Source organism: Streptomyces sp. NPDC039423, assembly GCF_055598725.1.
The window spans coordinates 364,009-384,669 of the sequence record NZ_JBVKAH010000003.1 but is presented as its reverse complement, the minus strand read 5'-3'; the positions used below and the strand labels follow the sequence as shown (position 1 = coordinate 384,669).

The following is a 20,661-nucleotide window of genomic DNA, read 5'->3' as shown; positions in this document are numbered from 1 at the left end:
CATGCAGCCACTGCCCAACATGGACTGGATGCTCAAGGAGCTCGTGGGCGGTGTCCCGTACGTGCGGCACGTCGTCGTCCTGTCGTCGGACGGCCTGTGCATCGGGCAGGCGAACACGGCGTCCGACACCGCCGACGCCATCGCCGCCGCCTGCTCCGGGATCCAGAGCCTGGCCCGGGCCATCTCGCAGATGTTCCCGCACGGGGACGGCTCGACGCGGATGGTCGGCATCGAGGCCGACGGCGGCTACTTCTCCCTGATGGCCGCCGGTCCGGGGGCGTACCTCGCGGTGCTGGCCGACCTGGAGGTGGACGCCGGACTGCTGGGCGACCGCATGCGGACGCTGGTGGTCCGGATCGGCCAGCACATGACCAGCCCGCCTCGACAGGACATCGGGCAGGCGATGTGACATCGGAGAACCAGGACCCCTGGGATGAAGGCACCCCCGTTCCCCTGTACGTCATTACCGAAGGCCGGGACTCCTCGGCCAAGACCTTCAATCTGGTCACCCTCATCGCGGCGAGGTCCGAACCCGAACCCGCGATGCAACCCGAGCAGGCGGCCATCCTCACCATGTGCACCTACCCGCTGTCGGTGGCCGAGGTGTCGGCGTACCTCAGCCTTCCCTTCAGCGTCGTCACCGTACTGCTCTCCAAACTCGTCGAGGACGAGCGGGTCGAGGCCATCGCACCCGTGCCCGTGGCGGCGTACCCCGAACGCGGACTGCTCGAGGCGGTGATCCATGGACTACGCAAGCTCTGACGCGCCCGTCGCCGGCCCGCGCGGCACCGACATGCTCCTGCCCCACGGGGCCAGGGGGGTCAAGGTCGTCATCGTCGGCGGCTTCGGGGTCGGCAAGACGACCATGGTCGGGGCGGTGAGCGAGATCCCGCCCCTGACCACGGAAGAGACCATGACCCAGGCCGGCGTCGGGATCGACCACAACCCCGGCGCCGCGGGCAAGAAGACCACGACCGTCGCGATGGACTTCGGACGGATCAGCATCAACCACGAGCTGATCCTCTACCTGTTCGGGACCCCGGGACAGGAGCGCTTCTGGTTCCTGTGGAACGGGATCTTCGAAGGCGCGCTCGGCGCCGTCGTCCTCGTCGACACCCGCCGTATCGAAGTCTGCTTCGAGGTCATCACCCGTCTCGAGGACCGCCGCGTCCCGTTCGTCGTCGCCGTCAACACCTTCCCCGACGCTCCCCAGTACCCCGTACCCGATCTGCGCACAGCCCTGGCCCTCAGCGATTCCGTGCCCCTCGTCACCTGTGACGCCCGGGACCGGGAGTCCTGCCGGGACGCCCTGCTCTCGCTGATGGTCTACCTGTGCTCCCTCGCCGCCGCCCAGGAGAACGCATGACCGTCCCACCCACCGAACACGACACCGCGTGGCCCGGCGAGGCACCGCCCCCGGGCTGCCCGGCCCACTCCGCCACGGGCAAGGGCGGCGCCACCCGCCTCTACGGCCCCGTCGCCGAGACCGATCCCATGGGCCTGTACGAGGAGTTGCGGGCCACCCACGGCCCGGTGGCGCCCGTCCTGCTCGACGGTGACGTCCGCGCCTGGCTCGTCCTCGGGTACAACGAGAACCGCGACGTGGCCAGCCGACCGACCCAGTTCTCCCGCGACCCGCGCGTCTGGCACGGCTGGCGGAGCGGGGAGATCGACCCGGCCACCTCCCCGCTCGTACCGATGATCGGCTGGCGTCCCGACTGCGTCTGCGCGGACGGCGAGGAACACCAGCGGCTGCGCGGGGCGGTCACGGCCGGCCTGAACAAGCTGGACCATCGCGGCATCCGCCGGCACATCACCCGCTTCGCCCACCAGCTGATCGACACGTTCTGCGAGAGCGGCGAGGCGGAACTGGTGGACCGGTTCGCCGAGCATCTGCCCATGCTCACCCTCACCCACCTGCTCGGCATGTCCGACGAGTCCGGCCCCACGCTCGTGCACGCCGCCCGTGACCTCTTCAAGGCCACCGAGACGTCGCTCGCCAGCAACGCGTACGTGCTGGAGAGCCTCGAACGGCTCGTCGTCATCAAGCGCGCCCGCCCCGGCCAGGACATCGCCTCGGCGCTGATGGCCCACCCCGCCGGCCTCACGGACGAGGAGGTCCAGCACCACCTCCGGCTCATCCTGCTCGCCGGCTACGAGACGACCGCCAACCTCATGTCCAACGTGCTCCGCATGGTCGTCACCGACCCGGGGTTCCGCGGCTCGCTGGCCGGCGGACAGATGACCCTGCCCGAAGCCGTCGAGCAGGTCCTGTGGGACGAGCCGCCCCTGATGGTGTGCCCGGGCCGCTGGGCCAACGGCGACACCACCCTCGGCGGACAGCAGATCAAGGCCGGCGACATGCTCCTGCTCGGCCTGGCCGCCGGGAACGTCGACAAAGCGATCCGCCCCGACCCCTCGGCCCCCGTGCACCACAACCGCGCACATCTGTCCTTCAGTGCCGGCAACCACGAGTGCCCCGGCCAGGACATCGGCCGCATGATCGCGGACACCGGCATCGACATCCTGCTCACCCGGCTCCCCGACATCACGCTGGCCGTCCCGGAGGAGAGCCTCACCTGGCGCTCCACCACCTGGGCCCGGCACCTGACGGCCCTGCCCGTGACCTTCGCCCCCCGCGCCCCCCGGGCCCACGAAGACACGGCCCCGCTGCCGGCCCCGCCTCCCCGCAGCGACACGATGCCCCTGGCACCGCCGCGACCCGCGACGGCCCCCGGGCCGGCGGACCGGTCCGACCCCCGAGCCTCGTGGTGGACGCGGGTCCGCCGCCTGCTGCGACGGCGGTAGTCGGGCCCGCGCGGCCGGGCCCGGCGAACGCGCCGGGCCCGGCCGCACGGGTCCGCGGCGCTACTCCTCGAACGGGGCGCCCGCGGCGTAGCGGGGCGCCCCGGTGTACCAGGCGTGGAGGCCGGAGAGGAAACCGCAGGCGCCCCGCAGCCAGGCCGCCAGCTCGGCCCGCTCGTCGTGGCCGAGCCCGGACCGCCGGACCAGCAGCGGCAGTTCGTTGTCGCGGAGGTGCTCGAAGTCCCGCAGCCGGGCGTTGACCAGGTTCAGGGCCGCCGGTACGGCGTCGTCCAGGGAGATGCCCAGGGACGAGCCCACGACCAGCACGAGGTTGTTGACGTCGTACTCCTCGTGCACCTCCCGCTCGTAGGAGGCGATGTCGTTCGCCAGCCCCATGAAGTCCATGAAGGCGTCCAGCAGGGCCCGGACCGTCCGGCTGTTACGGATCCGTTCGGGTATTCGCGCGCCGGTGGCCAGCTCGACGGAGTAGGGGGCGGTGTGGGCGGCGAAGCTGTCCCGCCGGAACGGGGCGTAGTCGATCAGGTGGGGGATGCGGCCGCTGCGGCTGTTGGCCAGTTCCTCGACACCCGCGTCGATGTATCTCGCCAGCGCCCGGTTGAACTCCTTGCGCCAGTGCGCCAGTCTCGGCGGGAAGAGGCGCTGCTGGAGATCGGCGATGCCCCTCTCGACGGCGTTCGTCGGCTCCGGCAGCCGGGCGTCCGGCTCCGGTCTCAGGAAGGCGTGCAGGCGGACGGTGAAGGCCCGCGCGCCGGCCAGGTCGCCGGTCCGCTTGAAGGCGTGGGCGAAGTAGTCGTCCCAGGCCAGCGCCCAGACGTTGAACCGGTGGTTGAGCCGGAGGTCGGCGAGGGAGGCGTCGGGCAGCGTCCAGGCGGTCAACTGGTCGACGGTCATGGCGTGGAACGCGGACCGGGTCCATATCGCGCGCCGCGCCGAACCCTCTCCCCGGCCCTCCAGCATCCCCATGGCCCGCGCCCAGGACTCGCTCTCCTCGTGCAGCGCCGGCAGGCAGGGGTTCACCCGCAGCGGATAGGGCATCCAGAGCTGGGGGAGTTCGACGGTACGCACTGTCATGGGGACCGGCCTCCTTCTCCTCCGCCCGCACCGGTGTGCGGACCAGCGTGCGAGCGGTCTGCCTGAGCGCGCATGCGGGCGGCCCGCCGGAGGGAGGCGGTACGCTGCGCCGCACCTGCTCCCGGGCGTGATGACGGCCGCCCATGACCGTGGAGCCGGACGGTGCCCGCCCCGCGGCTCTCCAAACCTGCCCACCATCAATGTCCGGCAACCCCCGGATCGCTCCGGGCCGGTCCATGGACATTCCGCCACATGGCACGTGCCCGCGTCATGGCCCTCCCGACCGGGCGCCGTCAGCGGCGCGTCAGTCCGGCGTCAGTCGCCCCCACGAGAATCCGGAACGTCCCGGCACACGCATGCGTCCGGAGACGGCACGACCCACGCGGTACGTCGCGGAAACCGGCCGGCGGCCGGACATCCCGACCTGGACGAGAGGGAACGACCCGTGCCCCAGCAGGCCCTCCCGCATGGCGCGGCCCCCCTCGCCATTCGCAGCGCCGCCTGGTACCTGCCCGACCCCACCGTGCCGGTCGGCGAGGTGCCGACGCTCGACGAGGCCGAGCGCGCCACCCGCGACGGCCTGGGCATCGACACGGTCCGGGCGGACGACCGGCTGGACTCCGTCGCCCTGGCGGAACGCGCCGCGCGCCGGGCGCTCGAACAGGCGGGGCTCGACGCCCGGGACCTGGAAGCCCTGGTGATGGTGGAGTCGCGGGTCCAGGAGACGCTCCTCAGTTCCGAGGTGACGCGGCTCCAGCACCGGCTCGGCGCCGCCGACGCCACCACCTTCTCGGTGGGCGGCCTCGGTTGCGTCTCGATCACCCCGGCCCTGCTGACGGCCCGCGGACTGCTGGCCGCGGACCCCGCCCTGGACCACGTCCTGGTCGTGCACGGCAGCAAGCCGGCCACCACCCACCGCTACCGCCACCCCGTCACCGTCAACGGCGACGGCGGACAGGCACTGCTGCTCTCCCGCAACGGGCGGACACGGGTGCTCGACATCGCGCAGCGGACCAACGGGCGCTACTGGGACCTCTTCCACGTCGACTACCGCGACCGCCCCACCGCCCAGTGGCGCGAACAGTGCACGGAGCCCACCACCTACTCCTTCCACCTGGCCATGGAGACCCGTGGCCGGCTCTCCGCGATGCTGGACGACCTGCTGCGGCGCAACGGCATCGGCCGGCAGGACATCGCCGGCTTCGTCAGCCAGAACCTGTCCGCCGCCGGCTTCGGCTTCCTCGAGGACTCCCTGGACATCGAACTGCTGCCGGCGTGCCGGGAGAACCTCCGGCGGTACGGACACCTCGGCCCCAACGACGTCTTTCTCAATCTCCGCACGGCACTCGACCGCAAGGAGCTGGCCTCCGGCGACCTCGCGGTCCTGATCAACGTGAGCCCGGTCGCCGCCTGGAGCCTGCTGCTGGTCGCGACCGGTCCACGGGAGGGCACGGCATGAACGACATCACCGAGCAGATCACCGGCTTCCTGAGCGCGGCCCTTCGCCGGCCGGTCGGACCGGACGACGACTACTTCGCGCAGGGCCTCGTCGACTCCCTGTTCGCACTGGAGCTGGTGACCTTCGTCGAGAGCCACTTCGCCCTGGACGTCCAGGTCGAGGACCTGGATCTGGACAGCTTCAGGACCGCCAACCGCATCGCGGAGTTCGTCCGGCACAAGGCCGGGATCACCGAGCCGGGAGAGGCCCATGCCGAAGGTCTCTGACGGCCGCCCCGGCACGACGACGGAGCCGCCGCCCGCGAAGACCATGGACCTCTACGAGGCCGCCGCCGGTTTCGCCGCCGACGCGCACGAGTCGGCCTCCCGCTGGGACCAGGACGGCGGGCTGCCCGATGCGGTGCGCCAGGAGTTCGCCGCGTCCGGGCTGCTCGCCGCCGACCTGCCCGAGCGGTACGGGGGCGCCGGCCTCGATCCGCTCGCCCTCGGGGAGATCACCGCACGGATCGGCGGTGAGTGCGGCGCGCTGCGCGGACTGCTGACCGTGCAGGGCATGGTGGCCGCGGCGCTGCTGCGCTGGGGCACCGAGGAGCAGCGGGCCGACTGGCTGCCCCGACTGGCCGGCGGCACGCTGACGGCCGGCTTCGCGGCGACCGAGCGGGGCGCCGGCAGCGCGCTGGGCTCGGTGGAGACCCGCATCGAGGCGTCGGGCGACCGGGACGTGGTCGTGACCGGCCGCAAGAGGTGGGTCACCTTCGGCGCGGTCGCCGACGTGTTCCTGGTCCTCGGCACGTACGGCGGGAAGCCCGCCGCGGTGCTCGTCGACGCGGACCGCGCCGGCGTCGAGCGGGAGCCGGTGCACGGCCAGCTCGGCCTGCGGGCCGCCCGCATCGCCCATCTGTCCTTCGACGGTGTGCGGGTGCCCCGGCGCCACCTCGTCGCCCCTCCCGGCCTGGGGCTCTCCCACGTGGTCGGCACCGCGCTCGACCACGGCCGGTTCACGGTCGCCTGGGGATGCGTGGGCATGGCGGAGGCGTGCGTCGAGGACGCCGCCACCCACGCCGCGGTCCGCCGGCAGGGTGACGTCCCCCTCGGGGACCACCAATTGGTCCGGTCACTGCTGGCCAGGGCGGCGGTGGACGCCGCCGGGGCCCGGGAACTCGCCCGCCGGGCCGCGGAGGCGCGGGCCCCGGGACCGGGCCACGGGGTGCCGGAGACGCTCATGGCCAAGTACGCGGCGGCCTCCGCGGCGGCGGCGGGCAGCCGCGACGCCGTACAGGTGCTCGGCTCGGCCGGCTGCGCGCCCGACAGCAGGGCGGGCCGGCACTTCCGGGACGCCAAGGTCATGGAGATCATCGAAGGAGCACAGCAAGTGTCCGAACTGCACATAGCGGAGCGGCTGTTACGGCGCTTCGGTGCCGCCCCGCACGGCACGGACCGCCCCGCCGGGCCCCGGCTCCCCGGGGAGTCGTGGTGACGGCGGCAGCGGGCGCGCCCACCGTCAAGTGCCTGGTGTGGGACCTGGACGACACCCTGTGGGACGGGGTGGTGCTGGAGGGCGACGACCCCGTCCCCTTCCCGCCGGCGCTGGAGACCCTGGCCGAGCTGGACCGGCGCGGCATCCTGCACGCCGCCGCCGGCCGCGGTGAACGCTCCGTCACCGAACGCCACCTGGCGGAGCGCCGGCTGGCCGACTGGTTCTGCGCGGTGGAGGTGGGCTGGGGCGCCAAGTCCGCCGCGGTGCGCCGGATCGCCCAGGCCCTCAACATCGGTCTGGACACCATCGCGTTCGTCGACAACGACCCGGTGGAGCGGGCGGAGGTCGCCGGTGAACTCCCCATGGTCCGCTGCTACCCGGCGGCCGAGGTCGCCCGGCTGCCCGAACACCGGGAGTTCCGGCCCGAGCACATCACCGCGGAGGCCACCGGACGGCGCCGGCTCTACCAGGCCGAGTGGCAGCGCCGGCAGGCCGAGGAGGAGTCCACCGAAGGACGCCAGGCGTTCCTCGCCTCGCTCGGCCTGGTGATGGAGCTGCGCCCGGCCACCGAGGACGACCTGTCCCGCGCCAGCGAACTGACCGTCCGCACACACCAGCTCAACAGCACGGGACTGACGTACGACATCGACGAACTGCGCCGGCTGAGCACCTCACCGGACCACCAGGTGCTGCTGGCCACCCTCCGCGACCGCTTCGGCGACTACGGGATCATCGGCCTCGCCGTCACCGCGCTCGTGGGCGGCGACGCGGTCCTGCGGCTGCTGCTGATGTCCTGCCGGGTCGCCTCGCGCGGCGCGGGGAGCGTGCTGCTGCACCATCTCGTCCGGCAGGCCCTGGCGGCCGGCCGGCGCCCCGTCGCGCACTTCGTCCCGACCGAGACCAACCGCAACATGCTGGTCACGATGCGTTTCGCCGGCTACGAGGCGACGGACACCGACGAGGACCGGCTCGTGCTCACCGTGGACCCGGAGCGGCCGCTGCCCAAGGCCCCCGGCCACATGCGCGTGATCACCGGCACGGCACCGACGGCACAGGAAGCGAGTCCGCGATGACCCTGCACCCCGGTGACACCGGCCGGCCCGTCCCCCCGGACGCCCCGGCGGAGGCCCGGTCCGTGTGGGCCGCCTTCCGGAGCCAGGTGGCCGACACCCCCGGGGCGACCGCGCTCGTCATCGGCGGGACCTCGCTGACGTACCGCGAACTCGACCACGCCTCGGCCGGCCTCGCACGGCTGCTGTGGCGGCACGGGCTGCGGCCGGGGCGGGTCGTCTGCGTCCGCACGCGCCAGAGCGCCCTGTCCGTGGTCGCCATGCTCGCCGCCCTGCGCACCGGGGCCACCTGGGCGGTCCTGGAACCCGACCTGCCGATCGGCAGGTTCGAGGCGCTGTGCCGGGACGCCGACTGCGCGGTGGTGCTGAGCGAGGACGGCGACGCCGTACCGGCCTCCGTCCTCGCCGCGCTGCCCGACCCGCCGGCGGTACTCGACGCGGCGGACCTCGAACCGGCACGGCTCGTCGAGGCCGGCCGGCTGCTGCCACCCGACCCGTACCCCCCGGCTGCCGGGCAGAGCCCCGCCTACATCGCCTACACCTCCGGATCCACCGGGGTCCCCAAGGGCGTACTGGTCGGCCGGGACCAGTTCGCGGTGTCCATCGGCTGCCGGGGGGCGGTGTACGGCACCGAACCCTCCGTCCTCCTGATCGCGCTGCGGCTGTCCTTCGACGGGATCCTCGGCGGCATGTTCTGGTCGCTCACCAGTGGTCACACGCTGGTGCTCCCCGACCCCGGACAGCTCGTCCACGTGGCGGAGTTCACCCGGCTGGCCAGGGACCACGGCGTCACCCACCTGTTCAACATCCCCTCCTACTACCGGGCGGTCCTCCAGGACCCCGATGGCCTGCCCGACACCCTGCGGATGGTCGTCATGGGGGGTGAGGAATGCACACCCGAGCTGGTGGGCGCGCACCACGCGCGACTGCCCGGGATCCGGCTCGTCAACGAGTACGGGCCCACCGAGACGACCATCGCCTGCACGGTGGAGACCGATCCCGACCCGACCCGGGACCGTGTCCCCATCGGGCGGCCCTGGCCGGGGGCGCGGACGCGGGTGCTGGACGAGCGGCTGCGCGAACTCCCGGCGGGGGAGCGGGGCGAACTCTACGTCGGCGGCGCCCTCGTGGCCCTCGGCTACGCGAACCGGCCGGCCCTCACGGCCGAGCGGTTCGTCGCCGACCCGTACGGGCGGCCGGGCGGCCGCCTCTACCGCACCGGGGACGTCGCCAGCGTCGACGAGCGGGGCGCCCTGCACTACCACGGCAGGACGGACGACCAGGTCAAGATCCGCGGCGCCCGGATCGAACTCGGCGAGATCGCGAGCGTGCTGGAACGTCATGCGGACGTGGAGCAGGCCGTGGTGCTGTGCGAACGCGCCGGGCAGGACGAACCACAGGTGATCGCTTTCGTCCTGCCGGCACCCGGCGGCGGACCGCCGGACGCCGCGGAGCTGCGGGCCCACTGCCGGACCCGGCTGGTCGAGCAGGCCGTACCGACCCTGTTCGTACCGGTCGACCACATGCCCCTCGACCGCAGCACCAAGGCGGACCGGGCCGCGCTCCGCGCGCTCGTCCCGACGGGCCCGCGGGCTGCCGCGGGCACCCCGGGCGGGGACTGGAGCGGGCACCGGAGCGCCGTCGGCCGGATCTGGGCGGAGGTCCTCGGGCACGCGCGCTCGGGCCCGGACGACAACTTCTTCGCCGTCGGCGGCAGTTCGATCAAGGTCGTCGACCTGCACGACCGGCTGGACGGCCGGTGGCCCGGGACGCTGCGGGTGGGCGAGCTGTTCGACCACGTGACGATCGCCGACCAGGCGCGGCGCATCGCCGAACGCCTGGGCGAGCACCCGCCCGGCGAGGACCACGCCCCACCGGCCGCATACGAGCTCTGACACACGTGAACGGAGAGGCGACATGAGCGGTACGGGCGTGACGCACGGCCGGCCGGCCGTCGCGGTGATCGGCATCGCCACGCGGTTCCCGCAGGCGGATTCCCTCGCCGCGTTCCGGGCGAACCTGCGGGCGGGCCGGGACTCGGTGCGTCCGATCCCCCCGGAACGGATCCGCACCACCGGGCTCGACCCCCGGCAGGACTATCCCGAACAGGGCTACCTGGAGCGCATCGACCTGTTCGACCACGAGCGCTTCGGGATGTCCCGGCGCGAGGCGGAGGTGACCGACCCGCAGCACCGGCTGGCACTCCAGCTCACCCACGAGGCACTGGAGAACGCCGGATACGCCCCGTCCGGGCTCCGGGACAGCCGGACGGCGGTGGTCTTCAGCTCACCGAACAACGGTTACGCGCCCCTGGTGCGCGAGCAGGGCACCCTCGGCATGAACGGCAACATCCCCTGCGCCCTGCCCGCCAGGATCTCCCACCTCTTCGGATTCACCGGCCCGTGCTACGGCGTGGACACCGGCTGCAACGGCTCACTCGTCGCCGTCCACCAGGCGTGCCGTGAACTCGGCGACGGGGACGCGGACCACGCCGTCGTGGGCGGGGTGAGCCTGCGCCACGTCGTCCCGCCGGCGGCCGCGGTGGCCGACTTCCCCGGCATCGCCTCGCCCACCGCCCGGTCCCGCGCGTTCGACCGTGCCGCGGACGGCGCGGGCTGGGGCGAGGGCGGCGCGGTGATGGTCCTCACCACACTGGAACGGGCGCTGGCGGAGGACGCGTTCATCCACGCCGTGATCCGCGGCAGCGCCGTGGTGCACAACGGCCGGCACTCCGCCACCATCAGCACACCGAGCGCCCGCTCCCAGGCCGAGGTCATCACCAGGGCGTGGCGCAACGCCTCACTGGACCCGGCGACCGCCGGATACATCGAGACGCACGGCTCGGGCACCCGGCTCGGCGACGCGGTCGAGGCCGAGGGCCTGGCCCTGGCCCGTCCCGACGGCGACCGTACGGTCAAGGTGGGCTCGGTCAAGACCAACATCGGGCACCTGGACCACGCCGCGGGCATCGCCGGACTGGTCAAGGCGGTCCTCAGCGTGCACCACGGCGAGCTGTACCCCTCGCTCCACTTCGAGGAGCCCGCCGACGAGGTCGACCTCGACGGTGCGCGCCTGGAGGTCGTCACCTCGCTCGAGCCGTGGGACGACGAGACGCGCCGGGCGGGCGTGAGCTCGTTCAGCCTCGGCGGCGTCAACGCGCACTGCGTGGTGGAACAGCCCCCGGCGACCGCGCCGGTGCCCCCGGCACGCCCCGCCGACGACGCCCCGCGGCTGGTGGCGGTGTCCGCGCGCAGCCGGGCGGACCTGCTCGCCCAGTGCGAGCGGCTGTCGCTGGCCCTGCGTCACGGCCCCCACCCACTGGCCGACGTCGCCCGTACCCTCAACGAGGGCAGGGACCACGATCCCCACCGTGCGGCCGTGGTCGCCCGGACCACCTCCGAACTGGCGGCGCGCCTGGCCGCCGAGGTCACCTGGCGCCGGCTCGAGGAGCCCGGGGCCGCCCCGGCGGCCCCGGCCGCGGCCCCGCCCCGGGTGGTCTTCCTGCTCTCCGGGGACGCCCCCGCCCCCGAGCCGTCCGACCGGCCGCCCCACCCGTTGCCGGACGAGCTGCCCGTACCGGCCGACCGCGCCGCCATGGTCGGCGGGCAGCTCGCGACGTACCAGTGGCTGGTCCGGGCCGGCGTCTCACCGGACGGGCTGATGAGTTCGGGGATCTCCCGCTACACCGCTCGGTACCTGCGGGGGGACCTCGGCGCCGACGACACCGCCGCGCTGCGGCGGGCACACAGCGGGCGGGACACGGCGGTGGCGGGCGACCCGCTGCGCGTGGACCGGCTCCACGCGGCGGCGGACGAGCAGCTCTCCGACGGCCCCGTGGTGTTCGTGGAGCTGGCGGCACGTGGCGAGATCGGCGACCGGCTGGCGGCCCACCTCCACGACCGCGCGGACGCCCGGGTGCTCCGTCTGCGGCCGGGTGCCGACGCCGGGGACGTCGCCCTCCTGGAGCTGCTGGGCCGGCTGTACGAGGAGGGTGTCGCCCTGGACTGGGCGGCGCTGCGGGCCGACCCGTCGGCGGGCCGGGTCCCGCTGCCGGGACACCCGTCCACCGGCGTCCGGTGCTGGGCCGGGCCAGAGGCGCCGCCCTCCGGCGACGTCCTCGACCGGGCCACCGCCCCGGCACCCGTTCCGGCCGCGCCCGCCCCCGTGCCGCCCGCGTCCTCCCGGCCCGCAGCCGAGCCCGTCCCCGTGACCGCAGCCGCGTCCGGAGCGGCGGCCGAAGCCGCGGCCGTCCGCGCGACCGTGTCCGCGTCCGGCCCCGAGGCCGCGACCGGGGCCGCGCCCGCCGCCGGGGAACCGGTCCGCGCGTCCGGCGAGCGGGGGACCGACGATTCCGGGTCCGTACTGGACTGGCTGCGGGACACCCTCGTCGACCTGCTGCACGCGGACGACGTCCCGGCCGACGCGGACTACTTCTCCATCGGCGGCAACTCCGTCATCGCCCTCCAGCTCGTGGAGCGGGTACGCGTACGGCACGGGGTCCGGCTCAAGCTGGCGGACGTGTACGACCACCCCGTCGTCAGCGCGCTCGCGCGGGCCATCCACGACCGGGCGCCGCACGCGCCCGCGCCGGAACCCACGCCCGAGGCGCCGAGTGGCACCGGCGCGCCGACGGCCACGGCCGTCCCCGAGGCGCCCGAGCTGCCCGAGGTGCCCGGTACCGAGCTGCCGCCGGTCACCCCGGGCGGCGAGCCGGTGCTGTCGTACGGGCAGGAACGCATATGGCTCCACCACCAGGTCGACCCGGCGACCACGCTCTACAACCTCCCCGGCGCCTCCCGGTACCGCGGCCCCCTGGACGCCGAGGCCTTCCGGCTCGCCTGGGAGGACCTGGCGCGGCACCACGAGGTGCTGCGGTCGAACTTCGTCGAGGCCGACGGCAGGCCCGAGCTGGTGATCCGGCCCGCCCTGGGCGACTTCTTCACGTACCTGGACGTCTCGGGCGAGGACGCCCCCGAGACCGCGGCGGCCGCGGTCGTCACCGCCACCGCCCGCCGGGTCTTCGACATCGCCGGCGAACCGCTCGTACGCGTGACCGTCGTGCGGCTCGCCGACGACGACCACATCGTCTGCTGGTGCATGCACCACGCGGTGAACGACGGCTGGGCCCCGCAGATCCAGCTCCGCGACCTGCTGGAGTTCTACACGGCCCGCCTGGAGGGCCGTGCCCCCGCCGTCGAGCCGCTGCCGGTGCAGTACGCGGACTACGCCCGCTGGCAGCGCGAGCTGGTGGCCGACGGCCGCCTCGACGGGGAACTGGACTACTGGCGTGAACGGCTGAGCGACCCGCCCGCGCTGGAGCTGCCCACCGACCGGCCGCGCCCCGGCCGGATGGACTTCGCGGGCGCGACCCACGGGTTCACCATCCCGGGCCCGCTGGTGCGGCGGCTGCGCGAGGTGGGCGCCCGGGAGACGGCCACGCTGTTCATGGTGCTGCTCACCGCGCTCAACGTGCTGCTCGCGCGCTGGTCGGGGCAGCGGGACGTCGTCGTCGGCACCTCCACCATCGGCCGCAGCCGGCCGGAGCTGTGGGAGCTGCTCGGCTTCTTCAACAACACCATCGCGCTGCGCTCGGACCTGTCGGGAGACCCGACCTTCCGCGAGCTGCTGCGCCGGGTGCGCGGCGTGGTGCTCGGGGCCCTCGACCACCAGGAGGTCCCGTTCGACAAGGTGGTGCGCGAGGTCGCGGCCGGCCGTGATCCCAGCCGCAACCCGCTCTTCGACGTGATGTACGTGCACCAGACGCTGCCGCCGGCCGCCGCCTTCGGCGAGGTCGCCGTCGGGCCCGCGCACGACCCGGAGGTCATCGAGCACTTCCCCGGACTGCCGCCCGGCACCGCCAAGTTCGACCTCTCGATGGTCGTCGGCGAGCTGGCGGACCAGGACGAGATCGTGGTCATGATGGAGTACGCGACGCGGCTCTTCGACGCCGGGACGATCTCCGCCATGTCCGAGGCGTTCCTGGAGCTGCTGCACGCCGTCGCGGACGACCAGGACACGCCCTACGACGACCTGCCCGGTGGCCCTCCTCCGGTGACCGGACCGGTCGCGGACCGGCCGGACCCGCCGGCCGCCCCGGTGGTCCCGCCCGCCACCCTCGTCGTCAACTGCCTAAAGCTGCGCGGGGAGGTGCGGATCCCCGCGCTGCGCACGGCGCTGGAGGAACTGGCCCGGCGGCACGCGGTGGCGGGTGCCCGGCCGGCCGGCGCCGCGGGGCACGGTCCGTCCGCCGGCGGTGGCCTCCTCACCACGGCGGACGTCTCGGGCGAGAGCGAACCGCTCGTCACGGCCGGGGAGATCGCGCAGGTCGAGGCCGCGCTCGTCCTCGATCCGGCATCGGGGCGCCGGCTGCACGCGCTCCTGGCGAAAACGGCGCCGGACCGGCACGTCCTGCTGGTCACCACCGACCAGGAGGCGGACGACGGTGGCCGGCCGGAGGTGTTCTTCCAGGACCTGCTGGCCCTGTACGGCGCCCACCGGGACGGGCGCCGGGCCGGGCCGCCCGTGCTCTCCCCGCTGCCCGGCGAGGCCCCCGAGCCCTCGACCGGCCCGGGGAGGGAGGAGCACCTCGCCTACTGGAGCCGGACACTGGCGGATCTGCCCGACGGCGCGGTGCCGCTCGACCGGGCCCGCCCCGCCCACGGCACCCGCGCCACCGCCACCGTCGGGTCCCGGGTCCCCGACGACCTGGCCCGCGCGGTGGTGCGTTCCGGGACCGGGGAGAGCGTGCTGGCGGCACTCGCCGCCCTGCTCGCCCGGCACACGGAGACGGACGACGTGCTGATCGGCCTGACCGGCACGGCGCTTCCCCTCCCGGTGGCCCCTAGGCGTGCGGGTTCCTCCGCGCGGAGCCTGCCGCTGCGCCTGGACCTGGCCGGCGACCCCTCCTTCGAGGAGCTCACCGAACGGGTGCGGGCTGCCGTCACCGGCGCGGAACAGCACCGGGACCTGCCGTTCGCCGACATCGTGAGCGCGGCCGGACTGCCCGGCGAGCCCGGCAGAGCCCCGCTGTTCGACGTGGCGTACTCCTGCCACACGTTGCCGGCGGCACTCGGCTCGACGGCCGGACTGGAGGCGGCCCCCGTGCGGTGGCCCGGCACGGACGCGGGACGGCTCACCCTGCCGCCCGGCCGCAGCGAGCCGGACCTCTCCTGGTCCGTCGTGGCGGGGCCGGGGCGGGACGAGCTGTCCCTCTCACTGGACTACCGCACCGAACTCTTCGACCGGTCGAGTGCCCGGGCCCTCGTCGACGGACTGCTCGCGATGCTGCGCGCGGCCGTCGGCACCCCCGGTGCGCCACTGTCCCGCCTGTGGCCGCTTCCCACGACGACCAGCGCGAGCACCCCCGCGGAGCCGGCCATGGCACGGCCCGCGCACACCGAATGACGCGGCCCGGCCGACGAAGGAGACCTGCAACAGTGGGCGAACACACAGACGTAGGACAGGCCGAGCGGGCCGTACAAACCGGGCGAACCGTAGGGACCGAGCAGGCCGTACGGACCGACCCGGCCGGGCAGGCCGTAGGGACCGACCCGGCCATGGGCACCGACCGGGCCGAATGGACCGTTCCGGCCGGGGCGCCGGTGGGCGTCGTCGGCGCGGGCACCATGGGGGTCGGCGTGGTGCAGTGCTTCGCCGAAGCCGGCCACCCGGTGGTCGTCGTCGACAACGACCCGGCGGCGCTGGCCGCGGGCCCGGCCCGGCTCCGCGCCGGGATCAGGACGGCCGCGCTGCTGCGCCGGGGGTCCCGGCCGGCCGGGGCGGCCGCGCCCGCGTCCCGCACCGAGTCCCTCGTCACCTGGTCCGCCGAACTCACCGACATGGCGGCCGCCCTCCTGGTGGTGGAGTGCGCCCGGGAGGACGAGGAGGTCAAGGAGGGGATCCTCCGCGAACTGGACGGGATCTGCGGGGCCGAGGCGATCTTCGCGTCCAACACCTCCTGCATCCCGGTCGCTCGCCTCGGGTCCTTCACCACCCGGCCCGACCGGGTCATCGGCACCCACTTCATGAACCCCGCACCGCTCAAGGACGCGGTGGAGGTGATCCGCGCCCCGCGGACCAGCGCCACGACCGTGGAGCGGACCAAGGGCTTCCTCGCCCGCGTCGGGAAGCACGCCCTCGTGGTGCGTGACGCCCCCGGCTTCGTCACGAACCGGGTGCTGATGCTGACGCTCAACGAGGCGGCCCGCGTGCTGGACGAGGGAACCGCCGACGCCGAAACCGTGGACCGCGTCTTCCAGGACTGCTTCGGCCACCCCATGGGGCCGTTGCGCACGGCCGACCTCATCGGCCTCGACACCATCGCCGACTCGCTGGAGGTGCTGCGCCGGCACACCGGCGAGGACCGCTTCCGGCCCTGCTCCCTGCTGGCCCGCCTCGTCGCCGAGGGCAACGTGGGACGCAAGTCGGGCAGGGGCTTCTACTCGTACGCGCCGTCGCACCCCGTCACGGCGGGAGGCACCCACCATGGCTGACCGCCCGGACGCGCCCACGAACGTGCCCGCCGCCGGACGGGACGCCCGGAGTGCCGTGGTCCCGCACTCCGGTACGGATCCCGCCGCCCCCGGCGGTCACGTCGCCCAGCTCGTGGAGATCCACGGCGACCTGGACCTCACCACGCTGGGCACGGCGGTCGCCCAGGTCGTGGCCGAGACGACCGCACCGCGGGTACACCCCGCCGGCCGGGGACCGGACGGGCCGCCCGCCCCGGAGCCCCCGGCCGGCATGCCGCTGCCCGTGGTGGACCTGAGCACGGAGGCGGACCCGCGCGGTGCCGCCGACGCGTGGACCCGCGCGGCGACCGAGCGGGCGGCGGACCCGGCACCGGGCGGCGAGGACACGGCCCGGCCCTGGTCCGCCCAGGCGTTGCTGCGGCTCGGCCCGGACCGCCACCACTGGTTCCACCAGCACCCCCGGGCCGCCGTCGACCGCTTCGGCTGCGCGCTGATCACCCGCCGGGTCTCCGAGGTGTACACGGCGCTCGCCGGGGGCCGCCCGGCCACCGACGGCGCCCTCGTCACCCGGGTCCGGCCGGCCCCGGTGGCTGCCGTACCCGCCGTACCCGCCGGGCAGGAGGCCGACCGCTCCCACCGGCCCCGGCGGTACGACGACCTCCCCGACCCCGTGACCTGCGCGTCCGCTCCCGTCCCGGACGCCGGGCGATCGCGCGCCCCTGTCGACTCCCGCCCGGTGACGCTCGGCACCACCGACACCGCGCGCGTACGTGCCGTCGCCCGCCACGGCGGTGTGCCGGTACGGGCGGTGCTCCGCGCCGCCGTGGCCGCCTACGCCCACCGGCTGAGCGGCACCACGGACGTCGTGCTCGGCATACCGGTGGACGGCCGGCCGACCCGGGCGAGCCGGCGTGTCCCGGACGCGAGCGAACACATCGTGCCGCTCACGCAGGCGGTGCGGTCCACCACCACCTTCGCCGAACTCGTCCAGGACGTGGCCCGCGGTGCGCGCGAGGCCGCCAGGAACCGGCGACCGGGCCACCAGGCGTCGTCCCACGAGACCGGAGCGCCGGACGAACGGACCCGGCCGTTCGGGACGATCGCCGACGTCCGCACCCCCGGCACCTCCGTGCGGTTCGGCGACCTGTCCGTGGTGGTCCACGACCTGGTGCCCGAGCCCGTCCACGACATCCGCGTCGTCATCGACGACGACCCCGCGGACCAGCGGCCGCGGGTCCACCTCAGCGGTGCGGCGGACCGCTGTACCGTCGCCGAACTCGACGCTCACGCACGTCGCTTCACGCGTCTGTTGTCCCTCGCCGTGGCGTTCCCCGAGCAGCCGCTCGGCACCCTGGACCTGCCAGTGGCGGACGCGGGAACGGCCGCTCCCTCCCGCACGGGCGGTGCGAGCTCCGGAACATCCCGCCGTACCCTCACCGGCCTGCTGGAGAGCGCCGCCCGGCACAATTCCGACGCGGTCGCCGTCGTCGCCGCCGACGGCACGCTCACCCACGCGGAACTCCACGGCCGCGCCAACCGGCTGGCCAGGCTCCTGCTCGACCGGGGTGCCGGGCCGGAGTCGGTCGTGGGCCTGCTGCTCCCCAGAGACGTCGGGGCCGTCGTGGCCATGCTCGCGGTGCTGAAGACCGGCGCCGCTTACCTGCCGCTCGACCCCCGCTACCCGGCCGAGCGCCTCCGCTTCATGGTCGAGGACGCGGCACCCGCCTGTGTGCTGACCGACACCGCGACCGGCGCGTACCTCGCGGACGTCGTGAGCGGGCCGGCCACGACCGTCCGGCTCGACGACCCGGCGGTGCTGCGGGAGCTGGAGCGGATCCCGTCCACGGCGCCCTCCGACGCCGACCGCCCCGAACCGCTGCGGCCCTCGCACCCCGCGTACGTCCTCTACACCTCGGGCTCCACCGGTACGCCCAAGGGCGTCGTGGTACCCCACCGCGGTGCGGTCGCGCTGGTGGACCGGGCGGCAGCCGAGTTCGGCATCGGGCCGTCGGCCCACGTGCTGGCGGCGAGCCCCTTCGGCTTCGACGTGTCGGTGGCCGAGGTGTTCCCCGCGCTGGCGGGCGGCGGTCGCGTCGAGCTGGTCGACAGCCTCCTGTCGCTGCTCGACGGCGACCCGCCGCGCTGGTCCGGCGGTCTGCTGTGCGCCATCCCTTCGGTGTTCTCCCGGCTGACCGGAACCGGAGGCCTCGATCTGTCGGCCACCACGCTCGTGATGACCGGTGAGGCGCTCCCCGCGACGCTCGCCGAGCGGATCCGCGAGACCATGCCCGCGACCCGGGTGCTCAACGCGTACGGGCCGACCGAAGCCACGGTGTTCGCGACCGTGGCGACGGTCCAGGCCGCGGCTCCGGCCGGCGACGGTCCCGTACCGGAGGGCGCGCCCCCGATCGGGCGGCCGCTGGACCACGTACGCGCCTACGTGCTCGACGGCTCGCTCCGCCCCGTGCGGTCCGGCCGCCGGGGCGAGTTGTACCTGGCGGGGGACGGCCTCGCCCGGGGGTACCTGCGCCGGGCCGGGCTGACCGCGGAGCGCTTCGTCGCCGACCCCTTCGGCCCGCCCGGCGAGCGGATGTACCGGACCGGTGATCTGGCCCGGTGGCGTCCCGACGGGCAGCTCGACTTCCTCGGCCGTGCTGACGCCCAGGTCAAGGTCAACGGCTTCCGCGTCGAACCCGGCGAGGTGGAGTCGGTGCTCGCCCGGCACCCGGCCGTCACCGACGTCATGGCCTGTGTCCGGAGGGGGACGAGTGGCGACGCCCGGCTCGTGGCCTACCTGGTGCCCGCGGAGGGAGCCCGCGTTCCGGGCCGCCGGGCGCTGCGGGAGTGGGCGGCCGAGAGGCTGCCGGCGCATCTGGTCCCGGCCGAGCTGAAGGCCGCCTCCGCGCTGCCCCGTACGGGCAGCGGCAAGCTCGACCGCGACAAGCCGCCGACGGGCGTACGGCCGCTGGAGGCCGACCCGCCGACCGCCGACGGAGCACGCGAGGAGCGGGGAGCACGCGAGGAGCAAGCGGCACAGGAGGAGCAGGGGGCACGCGAGGAGCAAGCGGCGTGGGAGGAGCACGTGGCGCGGGCGTTCCGCGCGGTGCTGCGACTCCCGGCAGCCGCCGCCGTCGACGCCGATGCCGACTTCTTCGACCTGGGCGGGGACAGCCTCCTGTCGATCCAATTGCTGAGCCGGCTGCGCCGGGCGGGCCTCGTCCTCACCCCCCAGGACGTCCTGGAACACAAGACGGTCGGAGCACTGGCCCGGATCGCCCGCGCGACCGCCCCCGGCGGTCCGCCCCCCTCGCCGGGGGCGGACGACGGCACCGCCCGTAACAGATGGGGCGGCGTCCAGCGGACGTCCGACGGCGACACGGGAGTCCTGTTGCCGCTGCGGGAGTCGGGCGACGAGGCGCCGCTGTTCTGCGTGCACGCGGCGGCGGGCTTCTCCTGGAGCTACGCGGGGCTCACCACACCGCTCGGCGCCGGCCGGCCGGTGTACGGCCTCCAGGCCCGGGGCCTGGACGGCACGGAGGCCATGCCGACGTCCCTGCGGGAAATGGCGGCGGACTACTTGGACCATGTCAGGTCCGTCCAGCCCACGGGTCCGTACCACCTGCTCGGCTGGTCCTTCGGGGGAGTGGTCGCCCACGAGATGGCGGTACAACTGGAGGAGAGCGGCGAGTCGGTGGGGACACTGGCGATCCTGGACGCCTACCCCATGGGCGCGGACGACCCCGACCCCGACGCCGCGACCCCGGCCTCTGCCCCGTCGTCCTCGGCTCCGGCCGCGACCTCGGCCTCGTCCTCCGCCCGGTCCGCGCCGGGTCCGGTCGTCGGCCGGGACGTCCTCGGGCTGCTCCTGCAATTCTTCGGCTACGACCCGTCCCTGTGGGCGGGCGAAGCGCTGACGTACCCGCGGCTGCTGGAGATCGCCCGCGCGGAGGAGGGGCTGCTGGCCTCGTTCGACGAGCGGCGGATCGCCGCCCTGGCGCGGATCATCACCAACAACGCGCGGATCACGCTGCTGCACGAGCCCCGCCCGTTCGCCGGGAACACGGTGATGTTCACCTCGCGGGACCACCCGCCCGAGACCGTGCTCGACCTGTGGCGCCCGCTGGTCAAGGGGTCGCTCGAGGTCCTGCCGGTCGATCGCACGCACATGGAGATGGGACGCGCCGACGGGCTCGCCGACGTCGGCCGCGTCCTCGTCGAACGGTGGGCCTCCGAGGCACACGGAAGGGGTCGGTGAACACGCCGTGAGGTACGAGCCGGAGCACGCGCA

General features: G+C 74.5%; 13 protein-coding genes. 12 read left to right on the top strand and 1 reads right to left on the bottom strand.

Annotated features, from left to right (window positions below; all coding sequences use genetic code 11):
* Position 1: 1 nt before the first annotated feature.
* From ACZ7LK_RS12500 to ACZ7LK_RS12485, 4 genes are read left to right on the top strand one after another with little or no spacing between them, the layout of a single operon-like run.
* On the top strand, positions 2 to 409 hold the full coding sequence (locus ACZ7LK_RS12500; protein WP_392272909.1) for a roadblock/LC7 domain-containing protein: 408 nt from the start codon (positions 2 to 4) through the stop codon (positions 407 to 409).
* The gene (locus ACZ7LK_RS12495; protein WP_392272910.1) at positions 406 to 762 is read left to right on the top strand and encodes a DUF742 domain-containing protein; all 357 of its coding nucleotides are present in this window, start codon (positions 406 to 408) and stop codon (positions 760 to 762) included. Before ACZ7LK_RS12500 ends, ACZ7LK_RS12495 begins: the two co-directional genes overlap by 4 nt.
* Positions 743 to 1,366 (top strand): GTP-binding protein, encoded by a 624-nt coding sequence (locus tag ACZ7LK_RS12490; protein WP_392272911.1) that lies wholly within the window; start codon positions 743 to 745, stop codon positions 1,364 to 1,366. Before ACZ7LK_RS12495 ends, ACZ7LK_RS12490 begins: the two co-directional genes overlap by 20 nt.
* Positions 1,363 to 2,808: a cytochrome P450 gene (locus ACZ7LK_RS12485; protein ID WP_469463242.1), complete on the top strand. Its 1,446-nt coding sequence runs from the start codon at positions 1,363 to 1,365 to the stop codon at positions 2,806 to 2,808. Before ACZ7LK_RS12490 ends, ACZ7LK_RS12485 begins: the two co-directional genes overlap by 4 nt.
* Positions 2,809 to 2,868: 60 nt before the next feature.
* On the opposite strand, the gene ACZ7LK_RS12480 is transcribed toward ACZ7LK_RS12485, so the two are convergent.
* The gene (locus ACZ7LK_RS12480) at positions 2,869 to 3,897 is read right to left on the bottom strand and encodes a terpene synthase family protein (protein ID WP_469463241.1); all 1,029 of its coding nucleotides are present in this window, start codon (positions 3,895 to 3,897) and stop codon (positions 2,869 to 2,871) included.
* Between the two features lie 445 nt (positions 3,898 to 4,342).
* On the opposite strand from ACZ7LK_RS12480, the gene ACZ7LK_RS12475 reads away from it, so the two are divergent.
* Genes ACZ7LK_RS12475 through ACZ7LK_RS12440 form a run of 8 tightly spaced genes read left to right on the top strand, consistent with a single transcriptional unit; the run spans position 4,343 to position 20,628 of the window.
* Positions 4,343 to 5,356, top strand: coding sequence for a 3-oxoacyl-ACP synthase (locus ACZ7LK_RS12475; protein ID WP_392272914.1), 1,014 nt, complete (start codon positions 4,343 to 4,345; stop codon positions 5,354 to 5,356).
* Positions 5,353 to 5,622, top strand: a complete 270-nt coding sequence (locus tag ACZ7LK_RS12470; RefSeq protein ID WP_392272915.1) for an acyl carrier protein — start codon at positions 5,353 to 5,355, stop codon at positions 5,620 to 5,622. Before ACZ7LK_RS12475 ends, ACZ7LK_RS12470 begins: the two co-directional genes overlap by 4 nt.
* Positions 5,606 to 6,832, top strand: coding sequence for an acyl-CoA dehydrogenase family protein (locus ACZ7LK_RS12465; protein WP_392272916.1), 1,227 nt, complete (start codon positions 5,606 to 5,608; stop codon positions 6,830 to 6,832). The genes ACZ7LK_RS12470 and ACZ7LK_RS12465 overlap by 17 nt, the downstream gene beginning before the upstream one ends.
* A complete protein-coding gene (locus tag ACZ7LK_RS12460) occupies positions 6,829 to 7,905 on the top strand; it encodes an HAD-IIIC family phosphatase (RefSeq protein WP_471140138.1) in 1,077 nt (358 codons plus the stop codon). Before ACZ7LK_RS12465 ends, ACZ7LK_RS12460 begins: the two co-directional genes overlap by 4 nt.
* A complete protein-coding gene (locus tag ACZ7LK_RS12455; protein ID WP_471140135.1) occupies positions 7,902 to 9,797 on the top strand; it encodes a non-ribosomal peptide synthetase in 1,896 nt (631 codons plus the stop codon). The genes ACZ7LK_RS12460 and ACZ7LK_RS12455 overlap by 4 nt, the downstream gene beginning before the upstream one ends.
* Before the next feature lie 22 nt (positions 9,798 to 9,819).
* A complete protein-coding gene (locus tag ACZ7LK_RS12450) occupies positions 9,820 to 15,306 on the top strand; it encodes a condensation domain-containing protein (RefSeq protein WP_471140133.1) in 5,487 nt (1,828 codons plus the stop codon).
* Positions 15,307 to 15,338: 32 nt separating this feature from the next.
* A complete protein-coding gene (locus ACZ7LK_RS12445) occupies positions 15,339 to 16,394 on the top strand; it encodes a 3-hydroxyacyl-CoA dehydrogenase family protein (RefSeq protein ID WP_471140130.1) in 1,056 nt (351 codons plus the stop codon).
* The gene (locus ACZ7LK_RS12440; RefSeq protein WP_471140127.1) at positions 16,387 to 20,628 is read left to right on the top strand and encodes an amino acid adenylation domain-containing protein; all 4,242 of its coding nucleotides are present in this window, start codon (positions 16,387 to 16,389) and stop codon (positions 20,626 to 20,628) included. Before ACZ7LK_RS12445 ends, ACZ7LK_RS12440 begins: the two co-directional genes overlap by 8 nt.
* The last annotated feature ends 33 nt before the right edge of the window (positions 20,629 to 20,661 follow it).

Excerpts from the sequence above, each read along its gene's own strand:
- ACZ7LK_RS12465 (WP_392272916.1), top strand. The coding sequence starts at position 5,606 with ATGCCGAAGGTCTCTGACGGCCGCCCCGGCACGACGACGGAGCCGCCG.
- ACZ7LK_RS12470 (WP_392272915.1), top strand. The coding sequence starts at position 5,353 with ATGAACGACATCACCGAGCAGATCACCGGCTTCCTGAGCGCGGCCCTT.
- ACZ7LK_RS12500 (WP_392272909.1), top strand. The coding sequence starts at position 2 with ATGCAGCCACTGCCCAACATGGACTGGATGCTCAAGGAGCTCGTGGGC.
- ACZ7LK_RS12450 (WP_471140133.1), top strand. The coding sequence starts at position 9,820 with ATGAGCGGTACGGGCGTGACGCACGGCCGGCCGGCCGTCGCGGTGATC.
- ACZ7LK_RS12480 (WP_469463241.1), bottom strand. The coding sequence starts at position 3,897 with ATGACAGTGCGTACCGTCGAACTCCCCCAGCTCTGGATGCCCTATCCG.
- ACZ7LK_RS12440 (WP_471140127.1), top strand. The coding sequence starts at position 16,387 with ATGGCTGACCGCCCGGACGCGCCCACGAACGTGCCCGCCGCCGGACGG.
- ACZ7LK_RS12455 (WP_471140135.1), top strand. The coding sequence starts at position 7,902 with ATGACCCTGCACCCCGGTGACACCGGCCGGCCCGTCCCCCCGGACGCC.
- ACZ7LK_RS12490 (WP_392272911.1), top strand. The coding sequence starts at position 743 with ATGGACTACGCAAGCTCTGACGCGCCCGTCGCCGGCCCGCGCGGCACC.
- ACZ7LK_RS12485 (WP_469463242.1), top strand. The coding sequence starts at position 1,363 with ATGACCGTCCCACCCACCGAACACGACACCGCGTGGCCCGGCGAGGCA.